General features: G+C 49.4%; 23 protein-coding genes. 2 read left to right on the top strand and 21 right to left on the bottom strand.

The annotated features are described in order from the left end of the window. Positions 1-334 precede the first annotated feature (334 nt). The 5 genes from A7K91_RS13390 to A7K91_RS13370 all read right to left on the bottom strand — a co-directional run bounded on the left by A7K91_RS13390 (position 335) and on the right by A7K91_RS13370 (position 4,997). Positions 335-1,063, bottom strand: coding sequence for a hypothetical protein (locus A7K91_RS13390; protein ID WP_068683502.1), 729 nt, complete (start codon positions 1,061-1,063; stop codon positions 335-337). Between the two features lie 272 nt (positions 1,064-1,335). After that, positions 1,336-2,043: a DNA alkylation repair protein gene (locus tag A7K91_RS13385; RefSeq protein ID WP_068683499.1), complete on the bottom strand. Its 708-nt coding sequence runs from the start codon at positions 2,041-2,043 to the stop codon at positions 1,336-1,338. Between the two features lie 94 nt (positions 2,044-2,137). Then, positions 2,138-3,280, bottom strand: a complete 1,143-nt coding sequence (locus tag A7K91_RS13380; protein WP_068683497.1) for an Mbeg1-like protein — start codon at positions 3,278-3,280, stop codon at positions 2,138-2,140. 95 nt (positions 3,281-3,375) lie between these two features. After that, entirely contained in the window at positions 3,376-4,218 is an 843-nt protein-coding gene (locus A7K91_RS13375) for a DNA alkylation repair protein (protein ID WP_082967452.1), read from the bottom strand. Between the two features lie 101 nt (positions 4,219-4,319). Continuing rightward, positions 4,320-4,997, bottom strand: coding sequence for a Crp/Fnr family transcriptional regulator (locus tag A7K91_RS13370; protein WP_068683495.1), 678 nt, complete (start codon positions 4,995-4,997; stop codon positions 4,320-4,322). Between the two features lie 261 nt (positions 4,998-5,258). On the opposite strand from A7K91_RS13370, the gene A7K91_RS13365 reads away from it, so the two are divergent. Continuing rightward, complete coding sequence (locus A7K91_RS13365; protein WP_068683493.1) at positions 5,259-5,906, top strand: nitroreductase family protein; 648 nt, start codon at positions 5,259-5,261, stop codon at positions 5,904-5,906. Between the two features lie 21 nt (positions 5,907-5,927). Continuing rightward, the gene (locus A7K91_RS13360) at positions 5,928-6,773 is read left to right on the top strand and encodes an SDR family oxidoreductase (RefSeq protein WP_169833408.1); all 846 of its coding nucleotides are present in this window, start codon (positions 5,928-5,930) and stop codon (positions 6,771-6,773) included. Between the two features lie 238 nt (positions 6,774-7,011). Here A7K91_RS13360 and A7K91_RS13355 read toward each other — a convergent pair whose 3' ends face one another. From A7K91_RS13355 to gtfA, 16 genes are all read right to left on the bottom strand, one after another. Next, positions 7,012-7,737, bottom strand: coding sequence for a hypothetical protein (locus tag A7K91_RS13355; protein ID WP_068683489.1), 726 nt, complete (start codon positions 7,735-7,737; stop codon positions 7,012-7,014). A 25-nt stretch (positions 7,738-7,762) separates the two neighbouring features. Next, on the bottom strand, positions 7,763-8,515 hold the full coding sequence (gene yaaA / locus A7K91_RS13350) for a peroxide stress protein YaaA (RefSeq protein ID WP_068683487.1): 753 nt from the start codon (positions 8,513-8,515) through the stop codon (positions 7,763-7,765). 148 nt (positions 8,516-8,663) lie between these two features. Then, positions 8,664-9,464 carry a hypothetical protein gene (locus tag A7K91_RS13345; RefSeq protein ID WP_068683485.1) on the bottom strand — a complete coding sequence of 267 codons (801 nt, stop codon included), beginning with the start codon at positions 9,462-9,464 and terminating at the stop codon, positions 8,664-8,666. Then, positions 9,442-10,002 (bottom strand): RNA polymerase sigma factor, encoded by a 561-nt coding sequence (locus A7K91_RS13340; RefSeq protein ID WP_068683483.1) that lies wholly within the window; start codon positions 10,000-10,002, stop codon positions 9,442-9,444. The genes A7K91_RS13345 and A7K91_RS13340 overlap by 23 nt, the downstream gene beginning before the upstream one ends. Positions 10,003-10,185: 183 nt before the next feature. Continuing rightward, the gene (locus tag A7K91_RS13335; RefSeq protein WP_068683481.1) at positions 10,186-10,707 is read right to left on the bottom strand and encodes a MarR family winged helix-turn-helix transcriptional regulator; all 522 of its coding nucleotides are present in this window, start codon (positions 10,705-10,707) and stop codon (positions 10,186-10,188) included. A gap of 19 nt (positions 10,708-10,726) precedes the next feature. Then, positions 10,727-11,539 (bottom strand): alpha/beta hydrolase, encoded by an 813-nt coding sequence (locus A7K91_RS13330; protein ID WP_245697493.1) that lies wholly within the window; start codon positions 11,537-11,539, stop codon positions 10,727-10,729. Positions 11,540-11,744: 205 nt separating this feature from the next. After that, positions 11,745-12,746 (bottom strand): carbohydrate kinase family protein, encoded by a 1,002-nt coding sequence (locus tag A7K91_RS13325; protein ID WP_068683479.1) that lies wholly within the window; start codon positions 12,744-12,746, stop codon positions 11,745-11,747. A gap of 19 nt (positions 12,747-12,765) precedes the next feature. Further along, positions 12,766-14,004 carry an MFS transporter gene (locus A7K91_RS13320; RefSeq protein ID WP_068683477.1) on the bottom strand — a complete coding sequence of 413 codons (1,239 nt, stop codon included), beginning with the start codon at positions 14,002-14,004 and terminating at the stop codon, positions 12,766-12,768. Between the two features lie 40 nt (positions 14,005-14,044). Next, on the bottom strand, positions 14,045-14,719 hold the full coding sequence (locus tag A7K91_RS13315; RefSeq protein ID WP_068683475.1) for a GDSL-type esterase/lipase family protein: 675 nt from the start codon (positions 14,717-14,719) through the stop codon (positions 14,045-14,047). Positions 14,720-14,732: 13 nt separating this feature from the next. Further along, positions 14,733-16,226: a CE1 family esterase gene (locus A7K91_RS13310; RefSeq protein ID WP_068683473.1), complete on the bottom strand. Its 1,494-nt coding sequence runs from the start codon at positions 16,224-16,226 to the stop codon at positions 14,733-14,735. A gap of 33 nt (positions 16,227-16,259) precedes the next feature. Beyond that, on the bottom strand, positions 16,260-17,135 hold the full coding sequence (locus tag A7K91_RS13305; protein ID WP_068683471.1) for a carbohydrate ABC transporter permease: 876 nt from the start codon (positions 17,133-17,135) through the stop codon (positions 16,260-16,262). A 24-nt stretch (positions 17,136-17,159) separates the two neighbouring features. After that, entirely contained in the window at positions 17,160-18,074 is a 915-nt protein-coding gene (locus A7K91_RS13300; RefSeq protein WP_068683468.1) for an ABC transporter permease, read from the bottom strand. Between the two features lie 238 nt (positions 18,075-18,312). Further along, positions 18,313-19,809 carry an ABC transporter substrate-binding protein gene (locus A7K91_RS13295; protein ID WP_068683466.1) on the bottom strand — a complete coding sequence of 499 codons (1,497 nt, stop codon included), beginning with the start codon at positions 19,807-19,809 and terminating at the stop codon, positions 18,313-18,315. Between the two features lie 38 nt (positions 19,810-19,847). Next, entirely contained in the window at positions 19,848-20,699 is an 852-nt protein-coding gene (locus A7K91_RS13290) for an alpha/beta hydrolase (protein ID WP_068683464.1), read from the bottom strand. Between the two features lie 55 nt (positions 20,700-20,754). After that, on the bottom strand, positions 20,755-21,801 hold the full coding sequence (locus A7K91_RS13285; RefSeq protein WP_082967450.1) for an alpha/beta hydrolase: 1,047 nt from the start codon (positions 21,799-21,801) through the stop codon (positions 20,755-20,757). Beyond that, the gene (gene gtfA / locus A7K91_RS13280) at positions 21,798-23,294 is read right to left on the bottom strand and encodes a sucrose phosphorylase (RefSeq protein ID WP_068683462.1); all 1,497 of its coding nucleotides are present in this window, start codon (positions 23,292-23,294) and stop codon (positions 21,798-21,800) included. Before gtfA ends, A7K91_RS13285 begins: the two co-directional genes overlap by 4 nt. Positions 23,295-23,301: the final 7 nt, after the last annotated feature.

Raw genomic sequence — 23,301 nt, 5'->3', positions numbered from 1 at the left:
TAGGCACGCCGCCAGCGTTCGTCCTGAGCCAGGATCAAACTCTCCATAAAAGTGTTTGACTTGCTCATTACTTAACTAGCTAGAAGCTTTCGCTCTTGGTAAAACCAATGCGAAAATCTTCAATTTTCAACATTATCGCTCAATGTTCAGTTTTCAAGGAACAATCATTTCTGTTTGTCGATTGCCGTCGTTTTCAGCGGCGAGATTTATCTTACCACAGCTGTCCAATTAAAAGCAACACCTTTTTTTCAAAAAAGTTTTTTCTTATCGTAAAAGCCCTCTTTTATCAGGTAAAACGCCGGTTAAAATCATGTCATAGACTTTCGAAATAGAGTCAAGACCGGCATCCCTTGGAGACGAGCCATTGGGAGATGGTGTTGAACAGCTCTACGGCACTATGTTCATAAAAAATCGCCACTTCTTGCCGATTGGCATAGTTGAAGCGTATATAACCGCCAAGCTCACGGTAAAACAACCGGCATCCATACTGATTTTCAATTTTAAGATCAGGCTGAAAAACTACGCTGCACATCGCAGACAACTCCTGCAGCGAGAGCTGATTTTCTCCGGGCGGCAAGCGCAAAAAGTGGTGATTGCGCGTTTCTGACCATGGTTCGTAATAAGCAGCCTCCCCCGGAGGGCTTCCATAAACTTGTCGATATAGCTCGTCCAGCAACAAGGTGTAATCGGCATTTCCTTCCCGCTTTTCAGCAACCGGTAACAACGCCGTCACGCGTTCTCCATGCCTAGGCAGCCATAACAGTTGGCTTAATCCAGGATATACGGCAAGGAAATCACCGTCCACCGAGGTGCCGATCGCGATGCATTGTCCTATCTGTTCTTGCGAAATCGGACTATCCTCATCATGCTCCCACAAGTCATATTGGGGGAATGGCTTCAGCACTTCCGCGTCCGGCGGATAAACATCTATCCATCCTCTGTACGTACCCGCTCCGTATTGCTCCAAAAACCGCTGGTAGCCTGCCGGATAAGAGATCACATCTTGTTTATAGAGCTTAAGAGAAGTATGGGATATTCCATTAAGTCGGGATACAATATACATAAACACGCCCTCCTGCGCCATCCGTTTTAAAGCGTCTAATATGATGCTATGTTCCAGTCTAACGGAATGGAGCACTGGGCTGAATAGTTAATTTCTCCTAAAATAAGACGTATTAGCGAGCGCCAGAGTTCTGGAAGCGCATGATAATCATTGAAGAAGTGGAGAGTGACCTCTATGGGCAGTTCCGTTAAAAATAATTCGGATAAAAACAAGCTGGCGCCGAAAAATCGACGCCAGCTTTTTGCAGTTATATGTGGGTAAAGCCGGCTCGCCTAACATCTCACATGCTTGCGTTTGAAGCCAACTCTTCCTTTTTCAATATCCTTTTGAATTCGCTCCAAGGCAATTAGCGGGCTGCTTTTTTTCTTGTTCCCGATCACTTCCACAGGTCCGATTGCTGCTGCGATTTCAACTGCTTTTTCATGCATGGGCACATAAGATACGCCTACTGTATATACAAAGTTGTTCATGGAATATTTCGCTCGCTCCGGGGCTGCATGAATGCTGTCCCTTACCGTCTCCAGCATATCGGAGATTTTGGCCGCGGAAAACTCGCTGTCGGGGCGATTGCCAAGCAGCCAGCAATAACAGCTCCAGCCTGCCGACATTCTCAGCTCCTCACCGCTTGCAATCCACTTGTCGGCCACTTGCTGGGCAATATCCGCCTCCGCCAAGGTTACCGCCACAATAAAATCGGAGATCATATAGAAATAGGCCGAATCCATCCAGCGGTCGTAGTCAGCTTCAGTCATAGCATTGGGGTCCGCTATTATGCCGGCAAAATACATCGCGTCATAATTACCCGTTGCATAAAGCCGTTCGGCTAGAGGCTGGTTGATCCTGGTCTTTTTAAAAATAGGCTTCATTTGGCCCGTGGCTACGCCAAACAGAGGCTCCTGCGCGCCATTTCCCATATATATTTTTTTCGTTCTTTCCGTACCCAGCGCTTCCAGTTCATGCATCACTGCTTCCAATTCCATCTGGATCCCCGCCTTTCAATTATCGGCTGTATATGGCTATTTTATTGTATACCAGTGCTTATGCCAGATGAAATCCCCCGGATTACATTTCATGTTATTCCAAAAAATAAATGCCGCCGGGATCACTTTTTGTTTTTTTCTTTTTTGCAGACATAATAGCCTTTCGCCCTTCTCTGAGCAATAGCCTCAACATTTTGATCAATATGGCCTTGTATTGCGGAGATTGATTTAACGCAGTGATCATTTCGCTGATTTTTGCCCATTTGGCTCTGCCCAAATCCTCAAAGGTTCGAATATCTCCGGCATCAAAAACATGGAACACAGCGGAAACGAACTGCTGGCGCTGCATTTTGTCCAGCTGGCCGAGCCATGACTTTAGCGTTATATCCAGCAGCTCGCTTTTTTTCTCCACGCTTTCCCCTTTGACAAAGGCATTGCCCATGACCTCCCAGGAAAAAGCCTCATGCTGCATGAGAAGCGGAGCATTGCTTTGCACGATCGTATACGCTTCTTCGTGCTCAAGCAGCATCCCGACGACTGACGACTGTGGAATAATCGTAATGATCCGATCCAGTATTTGCTGATAGGGTGCGCTTTTTATTATTTTTCCGTCAAAGCCGGGGCCGTCATTATTATAAACCTGGAGAATGCGCTCCTTAATGGCGGGACGGCACATCATAGCTGCATATATGGCCAAATTTCCGCCTTTGGAATGGCCGCCCAGTCTAAGCGGCGCATCGCCCTCCCCCACTGTATCCTCCAAATACCGAAGCGCCTCGTATTGCGCGGCGATCGGCGTGGTCAGACACATATTAAAGTTTTCCTTCCAGCCAACGATGGAGTTGTCCGTTCCTCTATAGGCATAAAAAACCGAATCGTCGTCCAGCTCCACTACCATAGCCGCAAACTGCTTGACACGGTCAAGATCGGTAATTTTTTCGAATTTGGAAAGTTTGGCATTCGCAAAACGCGGACATTGTCCCAGCTTGCGGAGCAGCGGAACCGAGATCCGATTAACATAACTGATCTTTGCGATCTCCTCCTCGCTATAGACGGCAAAATAATTTTCGCTCGCTTCTTTCAGCGTAATAGAGGCGCCGCTCCACCTGGATGGCACTATGTATTCCAGATTGGCATAAACAAGCTGGGACAGAATCAGATTATCAACTTCATTAAAAGGAGAATGCTTCAGTGAAATGTCGCCGCGCCAATCCAGATAGTCTATTATATTCGGCATGTCCCGACTCCCCTTTCTACCACGGAAGAAATGAATAGCTACATTATACCAAATTTAAAAATCGGGCGGTCATTCAGGGAGAAATCCCTGAATGCTCACCCGTTTTTCAAGCTTCTTTGCGCTCGCGCTGCGATACGTTTCGTTGATCGATCGTCACAGCCCTCAAGCCATTTCCGGCAAATCTCCGACACCCAATCCGGCTGCGACTTTGCCGCGTCATTCAGCCAATTGGCGACCGAGTCTTGCACGTATTTGGAGTGATCCGACTTTAAAGGCTCCAGCAAAGGAAGAGCCTGCTCAGGATGCTCCTTCAGCTCCGCAATATGCCGGGCCCATACCCCGCGCGGACGGGTTGCTTCAACTGCAAAGCGCCGAATATTGGCATCCTCGTCCCATACCCATTTCTCCAGCAGGGAAATAGCCTGCTTGAGCTCCCGGGAGATGGCATCCCGAACGGCCATCCATGCGATTTCACGTACGCCAAAGTGATGATCAGCAGCAAAATGGCGAATTCCCTCCAGCTTTTGCTCCAGCCCGGATGGCTCCAAACCAACGATATAGGCCGCCCAGCAGCGAACGCTGTCCGAGCGATGGGCCGATAGCCGATGGAAGATGGCGTTGCGTTCTTGTTGGCTAATCGTTTGGAATAAAGCAAGCCAGCCTTCCGCAACGGTCGGAATGGCCTTTGTAACTGCCAGTCCCTTTATCCGTTCCATTCCCGGCAGCAGGGTATCGACATGACGCTGCCCATCAGTCTCGACCAAAATAGCAGTCAACAGCCGGTAATGATCAACGGCCAGCCATTCTGTCAAATTTACCGTTTCAAGCTGTCCGCTATTCAAAAAATGCAGTACTTCCGGCTGAACCTCACTTGCTCTGAGCGGCCCTTTCCGGTTTGCGAAGGCCTCCAATAACGGAATGTCGTTGTTTTCTTTCAACTTCCTGCACCACCCTCATACGCTAATGTCCTCACATTTTAAGAGATGTGCAAGAGGAAGAGATGTAATGTACATTACAGCAAACGGCAAAAAAATCAGCGTTATTTTGACTCAATCTTATCACGCCGTATTGCCACTGTGCGAAAACCGGTGCGAATGATACCCGCTTCCGCAAGCTCTTTTAGAGTGACGGATACAGCCTCCCGTGACACGCCAACCAAATGAGCAAGCTCCTGATGAGAAATCGGTCTGTTGATTACGCCAAATCCGTCCTCTTCCTCCTCCACGCCAAAACGGCTGGATAACAGTATCAGCACATGCAGGATTTTATCATGCAGCTTGCCAAGCGCCAGATGCTGCGCCAAACGGCTCATATGGGATAACCTTTCGCTAATCGCCTGAATCATATTCATCATAAACTGAGGATGGCGAAGCAAATAGCTTTCGAACCGCTCCCGGTCCATTCTGCAAATATCGCTTTCCTCAACCGCTTCAATAAACAACCCCCGGGTTCCCAGGGAAATATCCTTCATTTCGCCAAAAATATTGCCTTCATTCAAAAGGTCCACGGTGAACTGCTTTCCTTCCTCGTTAAGCCGATATAAGCGCACCTGTCCCCTTTTCACAAAATACAGCATTTCTTCAAACGTATCCGGTCTCTGGATAACCGCATGCTTCGGGAAGGTCGTAACGATGGTCAGCTTGTCCATCTCTATCAGGTCCTCCCGCGAGAGGGATTTCAGCAAATTAAATTGCGACAAATAGTGAATCCGGTCCATGCTCCCTCTCCTTTCGTTCTGCAAGCTAATCTCTGAATTTGTTGCGAAGCTCTGTATTTAGTATACCGCTTTTGGCCTTGGCAAGCTCTCCATCTCTCAATTACTCTATTCCCACATCCCGCAGCGTCTCCGGCGTAACGTTGAAGCCTTTGCTCAACATGCGGCATTACAATTGGTATAATAGAGATAATGCATACAGTTAAGCGGCTTAAGCCAGGGTAAGGCACCTATCTACATTATAAGCTGCAAAGGAGAAAAACGATGTCTAATACTTCCGTTATACCAACCAATGATTTTGAAAAAATAATACTGGAACGCCGCTCCATTAAAAGCTATAATCCGGACGTCATCATCAGCCGCGAGGAAATGGAAGACATGCTGAAGAAGGCAACGCGGGCACCCTCTTCAACCAATATGCAGCCTTGGCATTTTCTTATTATCCAAAGCGCTGAGTCCAAGGCAAAGCTGCTTGAAGTCGCCTCTCCGACCAACCATGTAAAACTGGAAACCGCTTCAGCGGCCATCGCCATTTTTGGCGATCTGCACTATACGACTAGAGCCGAGGAGATTTACAGCACAAATGTTGAACTGGGCTACGTAACGGAGGAAATGAAGGAGCGTCAGCTAGCTGCCGTATTGCAATGGAACAGCCCAAAGACGGAGGAGCAGCGCCGAGATATTGTCATGACGGATTGCGGCCTTGTTGCCATGCAGCTTATGCTGGTTGCCCGCTCGCATGGCTACGATACCAACCCCATTAACGGGTACGATAAAACCCGCATTAATGAAGCGTTTGGATTGGACAAAAAACGATATGCTCCCGTTATGCTCTTGGCATTGGGCAAAGCGGCAGACGAAGGCTTTCCCACCATGCGTCTTTCTCCTGATAAAATCGCTCAGTGGTTATAAAATTAGGAAGGGATGAGGGCTATGTATGTAAAAACAAGCCTGATTACAGGCGCAAACTCGGGAATCGGTTATGCGACAGCGGAGGAGCTGGCACGCCAAGGGCATCATGTCATAATGGTCTGCCGTGACGAGCAGCGGGGAAAAGCGGCCCAACAAGCCGTTATTCAGCAAACAGGAAGCTCAAAGGTGGATCTGCTGCTGGCTGACCTGTCCTCCTTCAAGGAAATAGCACGTTTGGCGCAGCAAGTGAATGAGCGCTACGACAAGCTGGATGTGCTGATCAACAATGCAGGAGGTCTGTTTGGCAGCTACATGACAAGCAAAGACGGCTTCGAGCAGACCTTTGCCGTTAATTATCTGGCTCCTTTTTTATTGACGTGCCTTTTGCTGCACAAGCTGAAGGCTTCGGAGGCAGGCAGAATTATTAATGTTGCGTCGATCATGCAGGCCAAACAATTTGAACCGGACCATGCAGCGCATCCTTCGCAAACGGCCTACCGCAGCATGAAAGCGTATGGTACTGCCAAAACTGCTGTTTTGATGATGACGTACCATCTGGCCAAGGAGTTGTCCGGCAGCGGAGTGACCGTAAATGCCCTTCATCCCGGCGTTATCTATACCCCTCAATCAGCAAAAACGGCTCCTGCCTTTGCAAGACCGCTGATGAAGCTTTTTATGCAGTCGCCCAAGCAAGGAGCGCGCACCTCGATCTACCTGGCTACATCCGATGAAGTTGGTAAAACAACGGGGGAGTTTTTTAAAGGAACACAGAAGGCGCGAACCGTTCCCGTCACCTATAATGCGGAAAAACAAAAGGAACTGCATGAAAATAGCATGGAGTGGACTTCTACATATTTGAAGGATTAGAAAAAAGGTATCCCGTTCATCATCATGATGAATGCAGGGATACCTTTTTATCGCTCCAATTATACGAAGTCTTCTATAAAGAATAGCCACAATCTGCTTTTTGAAACTCATTTTAATGCAATATAGATATCAATGATGGCCTCTTCTCTGTCACCATTCAAATATTCTTCAAAGTCGCCAGTAAAGCTTCTGTCTAAATCCATTTCCCACAGACAGCAGGATGTCAGGTTAATGGTTTTTATCGCCTGCCAATCATCAGTTTATTCTGAGTCCAATGAATACGATAGCCATAACGGTACAGATCAAAGTAAGGACGCAGGCTGTTTTCCGCTTCCTGCAGCCCTTGGTAGCGAGGCCATTGCAGGTAATAAGCTACCCAATAGTCGCATGCGATCGAATAGTATGCTTCGTTCAGCAACCCGATGTTTTCGTCGTAATCGCTGCGCGAGCTGACGAGCTCTGCAAGCGCTTCGTAAATAGCTTCGCCTTCCCCTTCATCAATGCCTTGAATCATCCTTTGCTCAAGCTTGCTGATTTCGCCCGGCGGCAATATGATGATCTCCTTCAGACTATCCAGATCCTGTAGCGCGTCCTCGGCAATATCCGCAGTTTCATCATCCTCCGGCACCAGAGAGAACAACTCTTTTAAGCCTTCAATTAATTCTTGCCCCAAGCCCCGCAATGTTTGTTCGGACACATCTTCATTTCCACCATTAAAATATCCCGGTACAGATTCACCGACAAAATCCTCCGGATTCAGCATGTCGTAGATAGGGCGTATTTTGTGCAAAAAACGTTCGCCATCCGGAAGCGGTGCAAACACACGTTCAACGCCTTCTCCCGTCGGCATGAACCATTGAAAGAAGCCGTAAAGATGGTCTGCCTCGACCCCCTCATCGGCATCCAGCTCCATTTCCACTCCGCCCATCGCCAACAAATAACGTCCGTATTCCTGCTGATTCATTGCTTCGATCTCCCTTTCTCTAATTCTATTTTTCAACCGTCTGCATAAAAACATAGGTGCGCTCGTCGGACAACTCTTCCGAAAAAGCATAGGTTAAGCGGTCAAAAGCTTTGATGTCTTCCACATCTGCAATTTGCCGTTCAGCCATGTACCGGACCATTTCTCCTCTGGCTATTTTGACCTGAGTGCTCCTTTCGATTACCTTTCCGTCTATCATCTGCCCAAACACACATGTAATGAACCGGACCTCCTTACTCAAAAAAGGAGAAACGGACTTGCTATATTCCTTAGAGGCTAAATTCAGGATGCAGTCGCTTTCGGCTAGCAGACGCTCTGCCAATTTCCCGCCCCAATAGTGATAGAGCGAGCTAAAACCCGGGCCTTGCAGCCTGGCCTGCATCTCCAGCCGATAAGGCACAACGCCGTCAAAGGGACGGACTATGCCATAAAATCCCGATAAAATCCGCAAATGCTCCTGCAGATACTCCAGCTCCTCATTTTGAAAAACGCCGGGCGCCATGTATTGATACTGAATCCCTTCATAGGAGTAGATGGCAGGCGTTAGATTACTCCTCAAATTCATGCTTTGTATCCGCTCCACATTAAGCGCAGCAATTGTATCATTGCACTTCCATAACGACTTTAGCTCGTCATAGGATAGCTTTTGCAGAAGAGAAAGGAGAAGCTCCGACTCTTCCATAAAGGAAGGCAATTCCCGGAAAGCCATATTGTCGGTATCTGATCTCATCTTTTTGGCGGGGGAGATAATGATTTTCATGCTGCTGCTTCATCCTTTATATTGCAATTATTATAGTGTAACTACACTGCTCTACCACTCCATTTTACACAATCTATCTCCATTGAACAAAAGAACGCAAAGAGGCGCTTTCACCTGCTCAAAGCGCCCCTTTGCTCAATTTTGTTATTTATTTTGTCAAATAAGTCTCTGCTACTGCAAGCAGCTCCTCTTTGGAGCCTCCCGTAATATCCAGAGTAATAACGTTAAGATCAGTTGTTTTGTGATTGATCTCCAGCATATTTCCATCCGAAGTAGGAGCAAACATGGCAACCGTATCATCGGTATTTATTACATTTTCCCATGCAACCTCTTCATAGGTATAGCTCAATGTTTTTTCGGGATCTCGCAACGTTTCTGTCATAAGAGTATTTAGCTGCTGCTTAGCCACAATTACCGATTCATTGCCCTGGAATACATCGTAAATCCCGCCTAGCCATCTTTCGTTAGGTTGCCAGGTTTTGTTTTCCGGACCTGAATAGATAACGCCAAACGATTTAAGAAGAGCAAGCTCGCCTTCCTGCGGCCTCAATGGATTAAAGTGATATGCAATTGCAGATTGCTCAAGCGATACCTTCTGCCAAAGGTGTGCTGCATTTGCCACAGCTGCTTCGATATCGAAATCCTCCTCTACAGGAGTCTCCGGAGCTGGGGCGGGGTTATATGCTCCGATTTTGATCTGGACATTATTCCAATCGGTATTGAAGAGAGCTGCCGCTCCAACTGATGTGGCTGAGATAAGAAGCAAGGTCAGCATCGCCGCCCAGACCGGGGTCATTTTATGGCGCTTCCGTGCTTGTACACGGGTGGCGGGCTTCACAGTATGTGAGTCATATACTTTTTTCATGACGCCGTCAGATAGCTCAACCTTCGGAATTGCTGCTTCTCTCATCTGACGTACAACTCGATCAATATTCAAATCGTTGTTCATATCGGGCATCCTCCATTTGACTTTGATTTTTTTTCAGCTTAGCTTTAATGCGTTCATATCGTTTGCGAATAGCAGCAGAGCTAATGCCGAGAATAGCGGAAATGTCTTGAAACGGCCGATCCTCAAGCACTCGTAACGCCAAAATTTCCCTTTCCGATGCAGTTAGCCCCTTCAGCAGCTGCAACTGTACATACGTTTGATCAGAAAAAACTTGCTCGGCGCTTTTTTCACTTCCATCACTTCGAAAAAGCGGCATCAGCAGATGCCATCTTTGCTTCCTTTTGAGCAAGGTGCTGCAATGATTGGATGCAATCTTATATAACCATGCCAGAAACAAATCATCGCTTTCATGCCGATAGCTTTCCAGATTCCGATACGCCTTAAAAAAAACCTCCTGCGCCGCGTCCTCGGCTTCCTGCCGATTGCCAAGCATGAAGTAGCAGAACGAAAAGATCTTCTTTTCATACAGTCGAACAATGACTTCAAATGCCTCCGGATTGCCCTGCAAAATCTGTTCTATATGTTCCTTAATCTCCAAAACGAACCCCCCTCCTTTCCCTCTTGTGTGTAATGCTTACACCTTATATAACTAGCAAGCCACTCTCTAATGTGACAGGACAACAAAAAAAAGGAATTGCCTCAAGACTACGCTAAGCCTTGGAGGAAATTCCTTTGATCATGCAATTAGCAACCCGTTTTGGCAAGTGAAGAAGGGTTGCGCTCAACCGGCATCGCCGTCAATTTTAATCAGCTTGCGAGGCTCCTGCTCCTTTTCGCTGTACCATAACAAGGAATCAGCAAGCCTGTCCATAATCGAAATAAAGCGTTCCTTATCTCCCTCCGAAATGCCGTCGGCATACCGGAAAATTTCATGGAAAAAAACCTGGCGAACAAACCCGGTATACGCTTCGTACACCTCGCGCCCTTTGGCTGAAGGCTTCACATAAATATCTTTGCGGTTGCCGCTCAAATGATATTTGTCCAGCAAGCCTTTTTCCGTCAGGTGTTTAACATTTTTGGAGAAGGCGCTGCGGCTGACGCCAAGGCGGGCCGCCATTTCGGACATTTTTTCGTCCTTGTCCTCCGCCTCCAATATATATTCCAGAGTCTGGATTTGCGAGGCGGAAAACATGATATCCGTTCCATAGCTGCGCTGCAGCTTATACGCGTTTGAGTAGGCGTTTCCGAACTTGATGATTTTTTCAACCAGCGTCCGGTGATTACCCATCCATTCTAATTTCATCTGTCTTTCCTTTCTGGTGTCAAATGCGCTTTTGCATCCAGGCAATGACTTCCCCGATCACCTCGTCGCGGCTTGGTTCATTAAAAATTTCATGCATGAGATGCGCGTAAATTTTCAAGGTTTTATCCGTGGAGGCAATATCTCCATAAAACTCGCGGGAATCCCGTTCACTGACCAGCCCGTCGTTGGCTCCATGCAAAACCAGTACCGGATCAACAAACGACGCCGCATGCTGCGTTAACCACTCAATTCCGTTGCCCAGACTATTGAACAAGTCGACGGAAATTTGTTTTTCCACCAGCGGATCGTTGTTATAGGCGTGGACGACTGCCGGATCGCTGCACACCCCGCTGCCCAGCTCATTGGGGAAATAGCTGCCTAAAGGCAGTGCCATTGGCAATTCTCCCGCAACCTTTGTAAAATACCGCGTGAGCGCTCCCGACAATACAATTCCTTTCACTTTGCCAGGATATTTGGTCCCGAAGGAAGAGGATGCAAAACCTCCCATGCTATGTCCAATTACAAAAAGGGGAAGCTCTCCGCTTTCCTGCAATGCTATCTCCACGACAGCATTTACATCGTCGACAAGCTGATTGAAATCGCTGTAGAAGGTGCGCGGGCCCTCTGATCTGGCATGGCCGCGATGGTCAAAACGGTATACATTAAAGCCGTTCAGGTTTAGCTTTTCCGTCACATAATCGTACCGCCCGGCATGCTCGCATAACCCGTGAACGATCACAACCGACGCTTTTGCCCCGTTAACCGGGTTTTTGCTAAAGTATAGCTTTGTGCCGTCAAAGGAGCTGATGGTTGTTTCAACTTTATTCATCATCTGTTCCCTTCCCCTCATTAATTTTATTTCCTTTATACACAATATAGTTTCCTACAGAAACAATATTAGCATCATCCCCACTTCTTGTCCACCACAAATAAAGCGGTTACAAAAGTATAAAAGGATACCTCCCGCTTAACGCGCTGGAGACATCCTTTTCTTTTGGCAGCTTATTCCGGCTCTGCGCCCTTTCCTTATCGATCGCTTAACACTCCCTTCCGAATATGCCTCTGCCGTGTGTTTGCTCATTTTCGTCCATCAGCCTCTTAATCTCCTGAAAATCAGGCATGGAGCTCATTGCGCCCTTCCTTGTCGTTACAAGAGCGGCAGCCGCATTGGCGAACTGCAAAGCAGCCTGAATCTCCTCAACACGCCATTGCTCCGCAGGTTCGCCATGCTCCAGCAGCTTATGCAAAAATGCGCCAAAAAAGGTATCGCCCGCTCCTGTTGTGTCTATCGCCCTTACCGGATAAGCCTGCACAGAGCATGTACGGCTCCCGATTCGGCAAAAGCTCCCTTCGCCGCCAAAGCTGACCAGAATTACCCCTGTGCCAAACCTCTCCATTAGCTGCAGAGAGCCTTCGCTGGCATCGTCCGTGCCGGTCAGAAACAACAGCTCTTCCTCCGACACCTTGACTATATCGGCATATTGTAGCGCTTCAAGGATCATCGTTCGCGCATGTTGGAGCGAAGACCAAAGCGCCGGCCGCAGATTGGGGTCAAAGGAAACCATTTTGCCCGCGGCTTTGGCATAACGCAATGCCGCAAGCGTAGCGGAGGCCGACGGCTCATGCGTCAGCGATACCGAGCCGACATGAAGAATGGAGGCGCTGTCGATCAAGCTCCAGTCCAGCTCCCGTTCCTCCAGCATTTGATCCGCCCCGGGATTGCGATAAAAGCTAAAGGATCGATCGCCCTCCTTGTCCAAATGGACAAAAGCAAGCGTTGTCGCATTCCCCTGATCCCGCACCACGCCGCTGCCCTCTACGCCGGCCCGAGTCAAGGCCTCCGCCAGAAAGCGGCCGAATTCATCGTTGCCGGTTTTGGCAATCAACGCCGTTTTCCTTCCCAGCTTAGCCAGCAAGGCCAATACATTGGCGGGCGCGCCTCCCGCCTGGCAGCCGTAGCTCCACTCAACGCCGTCCGGCGAGGAGTCGTTGCGAAACATATCGACCAGCAATTCGCCAATGGCGACAACATCCCTCATGCTCCCTTGCTCCCTCCCATTACATTTGCACTTCCTTAATGACAGGCTCCTGCTTCAACAGCCGTTTACGCGTCAGCATAAAGATGACAAAGGCCGTAATAATGGGAATAGTCATCATCTGGTACATCATCGAATATCCCTCCACGACGCTTCCGCCGCGGCTTTGCACAAACGTCACGATTGCTCCGGCAATAGTAGGCGTCAGCAAATACCCCAGATCAACGCCGATGTAGCTCGTATTTCCCGCTATGCCGCGCCTGTCTTTATTGACCAGCTTCATACACATCGTTTGAATAATGGGCTGGCAAATCCCGTAGCCAAAGGCGGACACCGCCCCGGCAAGAAGAAACATCGGCAGCGTACGGGCGTAGCTAATGAGGATAAAGGAAAGGGCAAACACGAATATGCCCGGCACCAGCATGGCGCCCAAACCGTACTTATCCGCCATTTTCCCGCTGAATGGACGGGAGAACAGGACGCAAACCGCATATGCGGTAAAAAACAATCCGATTTCCTTAACCCCATTCGCCTTGCCATAGATCAAAATAAAGGAATTAATGCAGGAATACGCCCCTGCCAGAAAAAACATGATGATGGACGGCACAACCACCTCGGCAGCAACAATATTGTTCAGCGATAGCTTAAAGCCGCCCGTCTTGTCCGGGGCATCCGTTTTGAGCCTCAGCGCCATGAGCAGCACCGCAACCATAATAGCGGCCCCAATGATAAACGTAGCTGAATAGCCAAAATAATGAACCAGCTCCAGACCAAGCATTGGACCCACAGCGGTAGCCATTGCCTGCCCCAGAGAAAATATGCCGATTCCGGAGGCCAGCTTGTTGCTCGGCAGCGCATCGCTGGCCAGCGCCAACGACAGCGGCGCCAGAAAGCCCATGCCAATGCCATGAAGCAGACGCCCCATCATGAGAATGGTTATGCTGTCTGCAAACGCATAACAGACAAACGCTATCGCAATAATGCCCACCGCAGCCGCAAGCAGCCGATTGTTTCGAAAATAGCCGGTCGAGGGCCCAACAATCGGCCTGATGCCCAGCGCGGTCACGGCGAACAGGCTGGAGACAACGCCGATAATAACAGCCGTAGCTCCCAGATGCTCCGCGTAGTTTGGAATGAGCGTATTCATCATAAACTGTGCCATGTTTAATGCAATATTAATGATAAAAATAGAAATAAACATCGGACTCCAAATGGATTGCCTGCCTTCAGACAGGTCGATGGGCGTGTTTGTTTCATTCATGCTTGTTGCCCCTTAATACTCATATTTCCAAGCAGGCTCGTCATTTCATCAGCTTTTGAATTTGCGGTCTGATTGCTTCGTAGCCGGACACGCCCAGATGCAGTCCGTCATACGTATATTCAGCCCTTAACCATCCATTCCCGTCACATAAAAGCTCGTATACATCCAGATAGTGAATGGTAAGCCCCGCCGAAAGCTCTCTTATTCCCTCGTTTATAGCTCTGATATCTTCATTGGTGCGTGTGCGCACAACCGGAAACGGCATATCGCGCTCACGCTCAGCATTAACGGGATACAGAGACAGCACGGTCAGCTCGGCATTCGGCACGCCGTCCCGGATGGCGGAGCACAAAGCGGCGATCCGTTTAACAACCTCCTGCCAGAGCACTCCCTCTCCCAAATCGTTTGTGCCAATGAGCAGAATGACCTGCGAAGGCTCCAGCTCCAATACAAGATGCTTAATGCCGCGAAGCATGTCCTGAGTCGTATACCCGCTTATTCCCCGGTTGTAGACCGGCTTTTTGGAAACAAGCAATTCATGAACGGGAAAATGCTCGGTGATGGAATCGCCGGCAAATACCACGCCGTTTTTTTGCGCCAAACGGTTTAAGTCGATGTAATTGTTTAATCTGCGCTCCTGCATCATCGCCCCCAGCTGCTTTAGCTTATCAGCCTCGGGGTTTTCTTGCCCTTGATTCGTTTTTGATTCTTCCATAACAAGCGCTCCTTTACAAAATCTCGTCGCGTATCAGCTCCGCCATATAGCGAGATAATTGTGCATAATGATCGGTCAGATAGAGCACGTCGCCGCAAGAAGAAGCATGACGGTTATAATGACGCTGGAATATCCACTCAATCGGAATATACAGCTCTCCATTGCGGTAGACAGCCTCGCAAAACATCGCTTCGACCCGGTTTCCGGCTACGCAGCCTATGCTGCCTTGCGCAAATTGAAAGCTGCCCCCGTCAGCCAGCCGTATTTCTGTCGAACGCCCTTCCTGCGATACGTGGACCGTTCCTTCCAGCAATGAAGCAACAAAGGACACGGGCGTCATAAAATAGTCGCCGCGCACAATGGAATCGCCGTTTAAGCCATGATATTTGAGCTTTTGATGCTTAAAAACCGGTCCGCCAATAGACATCAGGCGGTTATGCACATAAGCTTTGTCGCTGCCGCTGGCCAGCGCGATTGCCCACTTGTCCCCGCGCCTCTCCATGTGCGGCTCGCTGCCGGACGGTTTCCCCGAATCATCCCGCCGCACTCCGGAAAAAAGATAATCCCAAACCAGCTCCGCATCGTCGAAGGTTTGTCCGTGGTCCCGATTTTTGATTTCATGATACACATAATCAGCGTGTTTTCCTTTATAGAAGGCAAAATTATTTTCGCCCTCGATACGAATCTCCGGCAACTCCAAACAGCCGTTTACCCGCTTCCAATATTCCCGGTTACGCTCAACAAACTGGCCCGTTTCATTATCGTGCAGCGGCACGCTGTCATGCTCCATGCGCGCTTGCCATACCGCAAGAGGCCCTGAGCCGTTAATGGGCTCGCCGTTGGCATCCCAGATTACCTCCGGCCAAGTGAGGCCCGCCGAGCCAGCCGCTCCGGCAAACAAGCTCCCGTAATGCCGGGCCAATTGGCTTGCCATAATATCCCCCATGGACATCCCATGGATAAAAATACGATGTTCGTCGATGCTGCATTTTTGGCCCATATGAGCGATAAGCGTCCTGATTACCTTCATGTCGCGGTTTTCATCCGGGTTTTCCGGCGGCGTGTGAAGATAAAACCCCTCCGGGTTCGGCTTGCCAAAAAGCTCAAGCGTTTTTTTCTCGCATTCCACCATCCAGACCCGCCGCTCGCTGGCATTGGGAAACAAAACGATAAACCCTTCCCGCTCCGCCACCAGCGTCCAGGATGAATAAATGGCTTGTCCCCAGCCGGTCATCAACCCGCCATGCAGGGAAACAACAAGCGGTACCTTGCTCGTTCCGTCATAGGAGGACGGGATATATTCATACCAGGTGCTCGCCGTTTCTCCATCCACAACCGCTGTATATTCCTTAAGCCTTTTTGGATAAGGCAAGGAATTGTTCCCGTTTTCATTAACGACCATATCCGAGCCTTTGATGGCTTCCGGCAAATAATCCCGGTTTGCCTCGTTAGGCGTGCCCGGCGGAATATAAACGCTTCCTGCGATCCCTTTTTCAGTCTCACCCATGCTTCAACGTCCCCTCCGCTCATCTCTCATTCGTTACCCTTTGACCGCCCCGCCCATAATGCCGCTTGCAAAATATTTCTGCAGGAACGGATACATGACCAAAATAGGCAATATAGCCACAAATGCTATCGCCATTCTAATGGACACATGCGGCAAGGTTGCCGTGCTGCTGGAGCTTGTGCTGGTATAGGTAATGACCGCCTGCAAATTCTGGTTCATTTTGTTCAGGAGCGCCTGAATGCTGAGCATGTCGGGATCGGTAATAAAATACAAGCCGTTTTGCCAGTCGTTCCAATAATTCAGACAGGAGAACAAACCGATCGTAACAAGGATGGGTTTGCCCAGCGGCATGCCAATGACCATAAATATCCGGAAAAATCCCGCTCCGTCGATTTTGGCGGAATCATACAGTTCGTTTGGAATGTTGGATGCAAAATAAGATCGTATCAAAATAATGCTGAATGCATTCGTTAGCAAAAACGGGACGACGTAAGCCCAAATCGTGTTTACCGTCCCGAGGCTTGTCCACATAATATAGGAAGGGACCAAACCTCCATTAAACAGCATAGTGAAATAGACGAAAAAGCTGATGGCGTTTTTGCCCGGCAAACCTTTGATGGACAACGCAAACCCCATCATTGCCGTAATGAGCACTCCGACGGCCGTACCAATCGCCGTTGCAATGATCGTAATGCCGTATGCTTTAAAAATCGTGCCTGAATTGGTTGATATATATCCGTATGCGTTTAAACTGAGCTTTTCCGGAAAAAATGAATACCCGTTTGCAACAAGCGCCTTCTCATCCGTCACGGATGAAATAAACAGCAGCAGCAAAGGAATGATCATAGCCAGCGTAACAAGCAGCAACAGGATATGGGATACCGTCTGGTGCGTTTTGTTGTAGGTCATGGCCTCCGCCCCCTCATACCTTCTTTAGAAAATAGCGTCTTTTGCGCTGAATTTGCGAACAATGGCGTTAACCAGCAAGACAAGGCCAAAGCCGACCATTGCCTGCACCAGACCCGCTGCGGCTGAACGGCCGATGCCGCCTGGCGACATCAATGCGCTATACACGTACGTGTCCACCGTAGCTGTTACATTAAACAGCATGCCGGAATTTTGCGGGATTAAATAGAATAATCCGAAATCCGAATAAAAGATTCTGCCGATGCTCAGCAGGAACAGCGTAATAATAGACGGCACCAAAGCCGGGAGCGTAATATGGGTCATTTGCTTCCAGGTGCCCGCTCCGTCAATGGCTCCCGCTTCATACAACGAACGGTCAATGACAGATATGCCGGCAATATAGATCAAAGCGCCATACCCGACATACTTCCAGCACTGCACCAGGGTCAAAATAAGAGGCCACCACGTTGTATCGCTGTACCATTCCACGGGATTATTTTGAAAGATGCTGTTGTTGAGCAATCCGTTCTGCTGGCTTAGAAACGCAAAAACGACATAGCTGATTACAACCATCGACATCGTAAAAGGAAGCAATACAGAGCTTTGATATACCTTTTTCATCTTATTGTTCCTGACGCCGGTTATTAGAATCGCTAATACGATGCCGACGAGGTTGTTCACCAATATAAACGCCGCATTATAGAGCAGCGTATTTCGAATAATAACGCCGATGTCGCTTGTCCGAAGCAGGAACTCAAAGTTTTTCCAGCCTACCCACGGACTTCCCAGCAGCCCTTCCGTCGCTTTAAACGATTTGAATGCAGAAATAATGCCCACCATCGGGATGTAGTTATTGACAATGAGATAAACCGCGCAAGGAATCATCATCAAATAAAGCGGCAAGAAAGGTTTTAATCTCTTTAAAAGGCTTCCTTTGTTCATATAGGTCAGTTCCTTTCCTATCCATCATCGGGAAGGGGCTGTCCGAAAAGTTTGTTACGGAGAATACTTATTCAGCAAAACCGGTCCCTACCGGAAAAGGGTGTCTTGGAAGCTCAAACATTTTTGTCCGCTTTTTTTGATCCTACTCGCCCTCAAGACACCCTTTCCCTCCGGTACTCGCTGCTAAATATTTATTCGTTCCGTTTGATTTTTCGGACAGACGCTTCCGAAACGCTGGCTACTTCTGTTTGGACAGCCAAGCGTCCAGCTGCTTTTGTTTTTCATCCATAACCGTCTGCAGGCCTGCATTGTGCAATTCGTCGTTCAGCTGCTTCAGCGTAGGCTCAGGGTCAACTGCTCCAAACGAGATGGCGTTTTCATATTTGGCCAATACAGCCGCCAGCTGGGATTGCTCCATCGCAACCGACGAGGAATCGAAGGTAAAGCCGAAGGCGCGGGATACGATCGCGTCGTCGCTAAAGGCCTTGTATTTTTCCCAGATGTCTTTAGGGCTGCCCGCCCATGGCGTCATCAAATATTGATTGGGATAAATAAAGCCGTAGTCGGAATGATAATTGACATTAGTTGCGTCGACGCCTTCGGGATAATCGGCTTGACCGTCCGCATTAACGACCCAGTCCTTGCCCGGCACGCCCCAATTGAGCAAATCGTTAAACTCCTTGCTGTTGTATGCCCAGTTCAGGAACTGGAATGCTTTTGCCTTATCCGCAGAGGTGTTAAGCACAACGTTTAATGCACCGTTAACGGCTGTTGTGGATTTCATCTTGCTCGACACCGGAATCAGCACCGTGTCGTACCCGGTTTGCGATTTAACGTCCGTAATGGCGTTTGCGCCGTAGGAGGCGAAGAAAGCAAATGTTTTTCCCGCTTTCATCTTGGCTTGTCCAAGCTCCTTGTCTACGGCAATATCCTTGGACGAAAGCCCTTTAGTAAACCATTCGCGGTTCAGCAGCGCAAATTGCTTGAACTGCTCGGATTCATAATAATTGGTTACTTTATCTGCTTGACCATAGTTTTCGAGAACGCCGAAGTTGTCTCCCATTCCGTCCACGTACGTAATGGTATTGAGGCCAAAGGTACGGAAGCCGTCAAACGGCGTCATATCGGGATATTTCTCCTTAACCTTGGCAAACAGGTCCGTAATTTGCTTAAAGCTGGACATATCGTCTGTCGTAACGCTGAAGTCCGAAGCCTTGTAGCCCAGCTCCTCAAAAATATCCTTGCGAACGAAGATGCCCGACGGCGTGCCTCGAACGTTCATCATGGGGAAGCCGGCCAGCATGTCGCCGATATAGCCGCCTTGCAAATCATCGCCCAGCACCTTGTAAAGATCCTTTGTATATTCCTCGTAGTCGGAGCCATCCACAATATACCCCTGATCAATAAAGCTTGGCAGACTGAAGGCAAACACAAAGGAGATGTCGATAGGCTCCTGCGCGGCCAGCATCATGGGCATTTTGGAATTATAGGTGTCCCATGTAATTGGCATTAAGTTGACTTTCATATTTAATTCTTTCATTGTCAGTTCGTTGATGAGAGCATTTACTTCGGTCTGATTGCCTTCTTTTGGCGCATGATAAGCAAAGTTAACTGTGTACGGCTCCTCGGATGCGGTTTGCCCCGGAGTCGTGCTTGTATTATCCTTGCCGCAAGCGGCCAGCATAGTAAGCGACAATGCCAGAATGGACAATATACTAACGCTCTTTTTCAACATGCCGTTTATCCCCCTTGTTGTTTGTGCTTGAGATTGGTTTACTCGTCTCCGTAAATCGGTGTTCTCTTGAGAGGAAGCCATGTGCTGAGAGCCTTGTCGAGATAGAGATTCCAGAACCCGTAGTCATGCCCCAGACCCGGCGCTTCTTCATAGCTGACGTTTAGTCCCAGCTCGTCCAATACCCTGTAATCGTTATAAACGCGATCCCGAATGAAATCCTCGCTGCCAACTCCGATAAAAAAGGCTGGCGCTTGCTTGCCCCCGGCTATAATCTCCTCCGCGCAGCTGCGAAGATCATGCTCCGAGCCGGCGTATTCATCCTTGCCCGGAAGGGTATTTCGGACAATCGGGAACTCCCAGTCCAGGCTTTCCATGTAGCCCACGCGATCCAGCGTCATGCCGATCCCGCCGGACAGGTCCACCACGGCCTCATATAGATCCGGGCGCTTCAAGCCTAGCGCTAGCGCTCCATTGCCTCCCATTGCCAATCCTACCGCGAAGGTGTTGCTTCTGCCCGGCGCGGATGCAAAAAGCGATTGTACGACCACGGGCAGCTCCTGCGTAACATAATCGAAGTACTTGAAGCCGTATTTCGTATTGGCGTACAAGCTGTCATTCACCGAAGGAGACACAAGCATCACCATATTGCGCTCCGCGAATTGCTCCAGCTGCGTATACCGATACGGAACCGTATCGTCTTCGCCGCCTCCATGAAGCAGATAGACCGTTTGAAATTTCATACCGGGCCGGTACGCCTTTTTCCCCTTCACCTCGGCATGCGGGTCCTGATAGCCCAAGCTTGTTGTCAAGCTGGCGGTGGGATAACAAACCGTAATGTTCGTTGTCAGGCTTAATAGTTCGGAACGATAGCTGAATCTTAGTATGCCCATTTCCTCTATCTCCCCTTTGAATTAGAGACAAGCAATAAACCCGCGACCCCCTGCATTAATTCTGATTGTTATCGGTACCGGCACTGGTGCTGGCGCTGATCGTTTGGCTCATAGCGGCGCTTGCACTGGTGCTGGTATGGCGCTCTTGCGCATCACCTCCTCCAGTCGTTCCGCTCTTGCCGAGCGCCCTTGCCATTGCAGCCACATATTCCAGCCGAACGCGTCTGCTGATTGCAGCGTCCGGTATAAAAAGCTCGCTGGCATGATAGCAGCCGGGATGCACATGAAGCTCAACATCGACATCCGCTTGCGCGAGCCGGGCGGCATAAGAAATCGTTTCATCCCGGAACAGATCCATCTGACCTACGCACAGGTAAGCGGGCGGAAGCCCCTTAAGATCAACGGCGCGGCCCGGCGCGGCATAAGGGCTTCCCTCGCCATGCTCGCCAAGATACATCCTCCATGCAGCCTGATTGTTTTCCCGGTTCCATACGGCAGGGTCCATCTCCTCGTAGGTGGAGGGCGCTTCATTGCGGTCATCAAGCATGGGATATAGCGGCATTTGAAAACAGATGGACGGGCCGCCTCTATCTCTTGCCAGCAACGCAAGGGCCGCCGCCAAACCGCCGCCGGCGCTTCCGCCTCCGATGGCTATCCGCGATGCATCAATACCCAGCGACTCCGCTTCGTTCGCCATATGGGATAACGCCGCATAACAATCCTCAAGCGGGGCCGGATAGGGATGCTCGGGCGCCAGACGGTAATCCGGAGCAAACACAATACACCCGGCCTTCTGCACAAACTGCTCGCAAAGCGCCCCCTCCGCTTCGGGATGGCCCAAAATGTAACCTCCCCCGTGAATCCAGAGCACCGCCGGAAGAAGCTCGCCTGGCGTCTGCTCAACCGGCTCGAACCTTTTGAGCAGCATATTTTGGCCCCCGGCGCCTTGGATGTAAAGGTCGGTTTCCCGAACATCCGAAGCCTTTTCTCGCGGCAACGGACTGAATTTTCTGACTTCATCAAGATCATCCGGCAGCTTGAGAACGGGCAATATGTCCAGGCCTTCTCTCAATTCGGCATCCACTCTGCTTCTAAAGCTCATGACTGCATCTCTCCCGTCAGACTGTTATTGTGAAACAACACCTGTGGCGATTCGTCGCCCTTGCCGCCTGTAATTTGAAACGCCCGGCTCTGGAAGTCTGCCCTGAGCGTGGTCCAATGCTCGTCAAGCCTCCATGTGATGCCCAGCTTTCCGTTTTCCGTGTTTTGATCAATCTGGATTTCCCCGTCAAAGGCCGGGCAGCTGTTGCGGAACCGCATAATGCTGTATAGCTGCTGAAGCATAGGATGCTGCACGCGTTCGGCAATTTCCTCCAGTGTATAATTGTGCCGATTGAGGCTTCTTGCTTCGCCAATGGCTTTGAGCGACTCCACATCGTTTTCGCCTGCCAGCAAGCCGACGTAATAAACCTGAGGAATGCCCGGCGCAAAGAGCTGAACAACCCGCGCCAGCAGGTAAGCGTCGTCCTCTTCGTTAAGCGCCGAATAATAGGTGCTCATCAGCTGGTATTGTCTCGCCTTTTCCCCGGACATTTTGATAATGCCTGACGGCAGCTGGATGTATTGCTGAAAATCGGCCGTTTTGGCGTTGACCCGTTCTCTGACCAGATCAATTTCGTCATTGTCCAGCAATCCCGCTACATCAACTACGCCAATTCCGTCATGGGTGTCCAGCGTTGTAAACTGCTTGCGCGGACAAATGTTCATCCAGTGCACAAGCCGGTCGGTGCGGCCTGTCATCAAGCCGTGCAGCATTAGCATAGGCAGCGCAAAATCGTATACCCAATGTCCCCGTTCCGCCATTTTCATCTGGATTTTGTAATTTTCATGGATTTCCGGCAGCATCTCCGTTCCATGGCGCTCCAGCGGCTTCATGCCGATATCCAGCACATCCCAAACCTCCGGCTCGACGAAAAAGCAGCTTGTTCCAGGCTTTTTGGAAGCGTATGCAAAAGCATCAAAACGAATGAGGGGCACATATTCCGCCAATCTTCCCAAATTCCGCTCATAATATTGCTGCGTCGCCGGCGCCCACGGGTCAATATCGACCTGCTCTTCAAAAAAGGTATTCCACAGCTTGACCGTCTTGCCGTCCTGACGCGTAAATTCCTTATAGGGGCCTTGCATTTTGCGCCGGTACAGCGTATCCAGCTCTTCCTCCGTCGGCTCGCCATTTGGCCAAAACTCGTTCCAATGCACAAACATTTCCTTATACGGAGAAGCGTCGCCATTGGCCATATAATCCCTGAACTCTTCGCTTCGAATGGATACATGATTAATCATGAAGTCCGCCATCAGGTAATAACGCTCTCCAAAGCTGACGATGTCCTCCCAGTCGCCAAATTCCGGATCAACCGTGTCGTAATGAATGACCGCAAACCCCCTGTCCCCCGATGAAGGAAAAAAAGGCAGAACATGCACCCCTTCAATCACGCCTTCAAAATGCTCCGCAAGACTTTGCTGCAATTGCTTGAGGTTGCTTCCCATGCTATCCGCATAAGTAATCAGCATAATTTTGTTTGTTATTTTTTTCATGATACTC

The organism is Paenibacillus oryzae (assembly GCF_001675045.1).
Taxonomy (GTDB): domain Bacteria; phylum Bacillota; class Bacilli; order Paenibacillales; family Paenibacillaceae; genus Pristimantibacillus; species Pristimantibacillus oryzae.
The sequence above is the reverse complement of the archived record's forward strand: the minus strand, read 5'-3'. Positions and strand labels throughout refer to the sequence as shown.

Excerpts from the sequence above, each read along its gene's own strand:
- yaaA (WP_068683487.1), bottom strand. The coding sequence starts at position 8,515 with ATGAAAATCATTATCTCCCCCGCCAAAAAGATGAGATCAGATACCGAC.
- A7K91_RS13305 (WP_068683471.1), bottom strand. The coding sequence starts at position 17,135 with ATGACCTACAACAAAACGCACCAGACGGTATCCCATATCCTGTTGCTG.
- A7K91_RS13360 (WP_169833408.1), top strand. The coding sequence starts at position 5,928 with ATGTATGTAAAAACAAGCCTGATTACAGGCGCAAACTCGGGAATCGGT.
- A7K91_RS13345 (WP_068683485.1), bottom strand. The coding sequence starts at position 9,464 with ATGAACAACGATTTGAATATTGATCGAGTTGTACGTCAGATGAGAGAA.
- A7K91_RS13380 (WP_068683497.1), bottom strand. The coding sequence starts at position 3,280 with ATGCCGAATATAATAGACTATCTGGATTGGCGCGGCGACATTTCACTG.
- gtfA (WP_068683462.1), bottom strand. The coding sequence starts at position 23,294 with ATGAAAAAAATAACAAACAAAATTATGCTGATTACTTATGCGGATAGC.
- A7K91_RS13365 (WP_068683493.1), top strand. The coding sequence starts at position 5,259 with ATGTCTAATACTTCCGTTATACCAACCAATGATTTTGAAAAAATAATA.
- A7K91_RS13320 (WP_068683477.1), bottom strand. The coding sequence starts at position 14,004 with ATGAATGAAACAAACACGCCCATCGACCTGTCTGAAGGCAGGCAATCC.
- A7K91_RS13290 (WP_068683464.1), bottom strand. The coding sequence starts at position 20,699 with ATGGGCATACTAAGATTCAGCTATCGTTCCGAACTATTAAGCCTGACA.
- A7K91_RS13370 (WP_068683495.1), bottom strand. The coding sequence starts at position 4,997 with ATGGACCGGATTCACTATTTGTCGCAATTTAATTTGCTGAAATCCCTC.
- A7K91_RS13300 (WP_068683468.1), bottom strand. The coding sequence starts at position 18,074 with ATGAACAAAGGAAGCCTTTTAAAGAGATTAAAACCTTTCTTGCCGCTT.
- A7K91_RS13295 (WP_068683466.1), bottom strand. The coding sequence starts at position 19,809 with ATGTTGAAAAAGAGCGTTAGTATATTGTCCATTCTGGCATTGTCGCTT.
- A7K91_RS13310 (WP_068683473.1), bottom strand. The coding sequence starts at position 16,226 with ATGGGTGAGACTGAAAAAGGGATCGCAGGAAGCGTTTATATTCCGCCG.
- A7K91_RS13355 (WP_068683489.1), bottom strand. The coding sequence starts at position 7,737 with ATGAATCAGCAGGAATACGGACGTTATTTGTTGGCGATGGGCGGAGTG.
- A7K91_RS13390 (WP_068683502.1), bottom strand. The coding sequence starts at position 1,063 with ATGTATATTGTATCCCGACTTAATGGAATATCCCATACTTCTCTTAAG.
- A7K91_RS13385 (WP_068683499.1), bottom strand. The coding sequence starts at position 2,043 with ATGGAATTGGAAGCAGTGATGCATGAACTGGAAGCGCTGGGTACGGAA.
- A7K91_RS13285 (WP_082967450.1), bottom strand. The coding sequence starts at position 21,801 with ATGAGCTTTAGAAGCAGAGTGGATGCCGAATTGAGAGAAGGCCTGGAC.
- A7K91_RS13315 (WP_068683475.1), bottom strand. The coding sequence starts at position 14,719 with ATGGAAGAATCAAAAACGAATCAAGGGCAAGAAAACCCCGAGGCTGAT.
- A7K91_RS13325 (WP_068683479.1), bottom strand. The coding sequence starts at position 12,746 with ATGAGGGATGTTGTCGCCATTGGCGAATTGCTGGTCGATATGTTTCGC.
- A7K91_RS13330 (WP_245697493.1), bottom strand. The coding sequence starts at position 11,539 with ATGATGAATAAAGTTGAAACAACCATCAGCTCCTTTGACGGCACAAAG.
- A7K91_RS13335 (WP_068683481.1), bottom strand. The coding sequence starts at position 10,707 with ATGAAATTAGAATGGATGGGTAATCACCGGACGCTGGTTGAAAAAATC.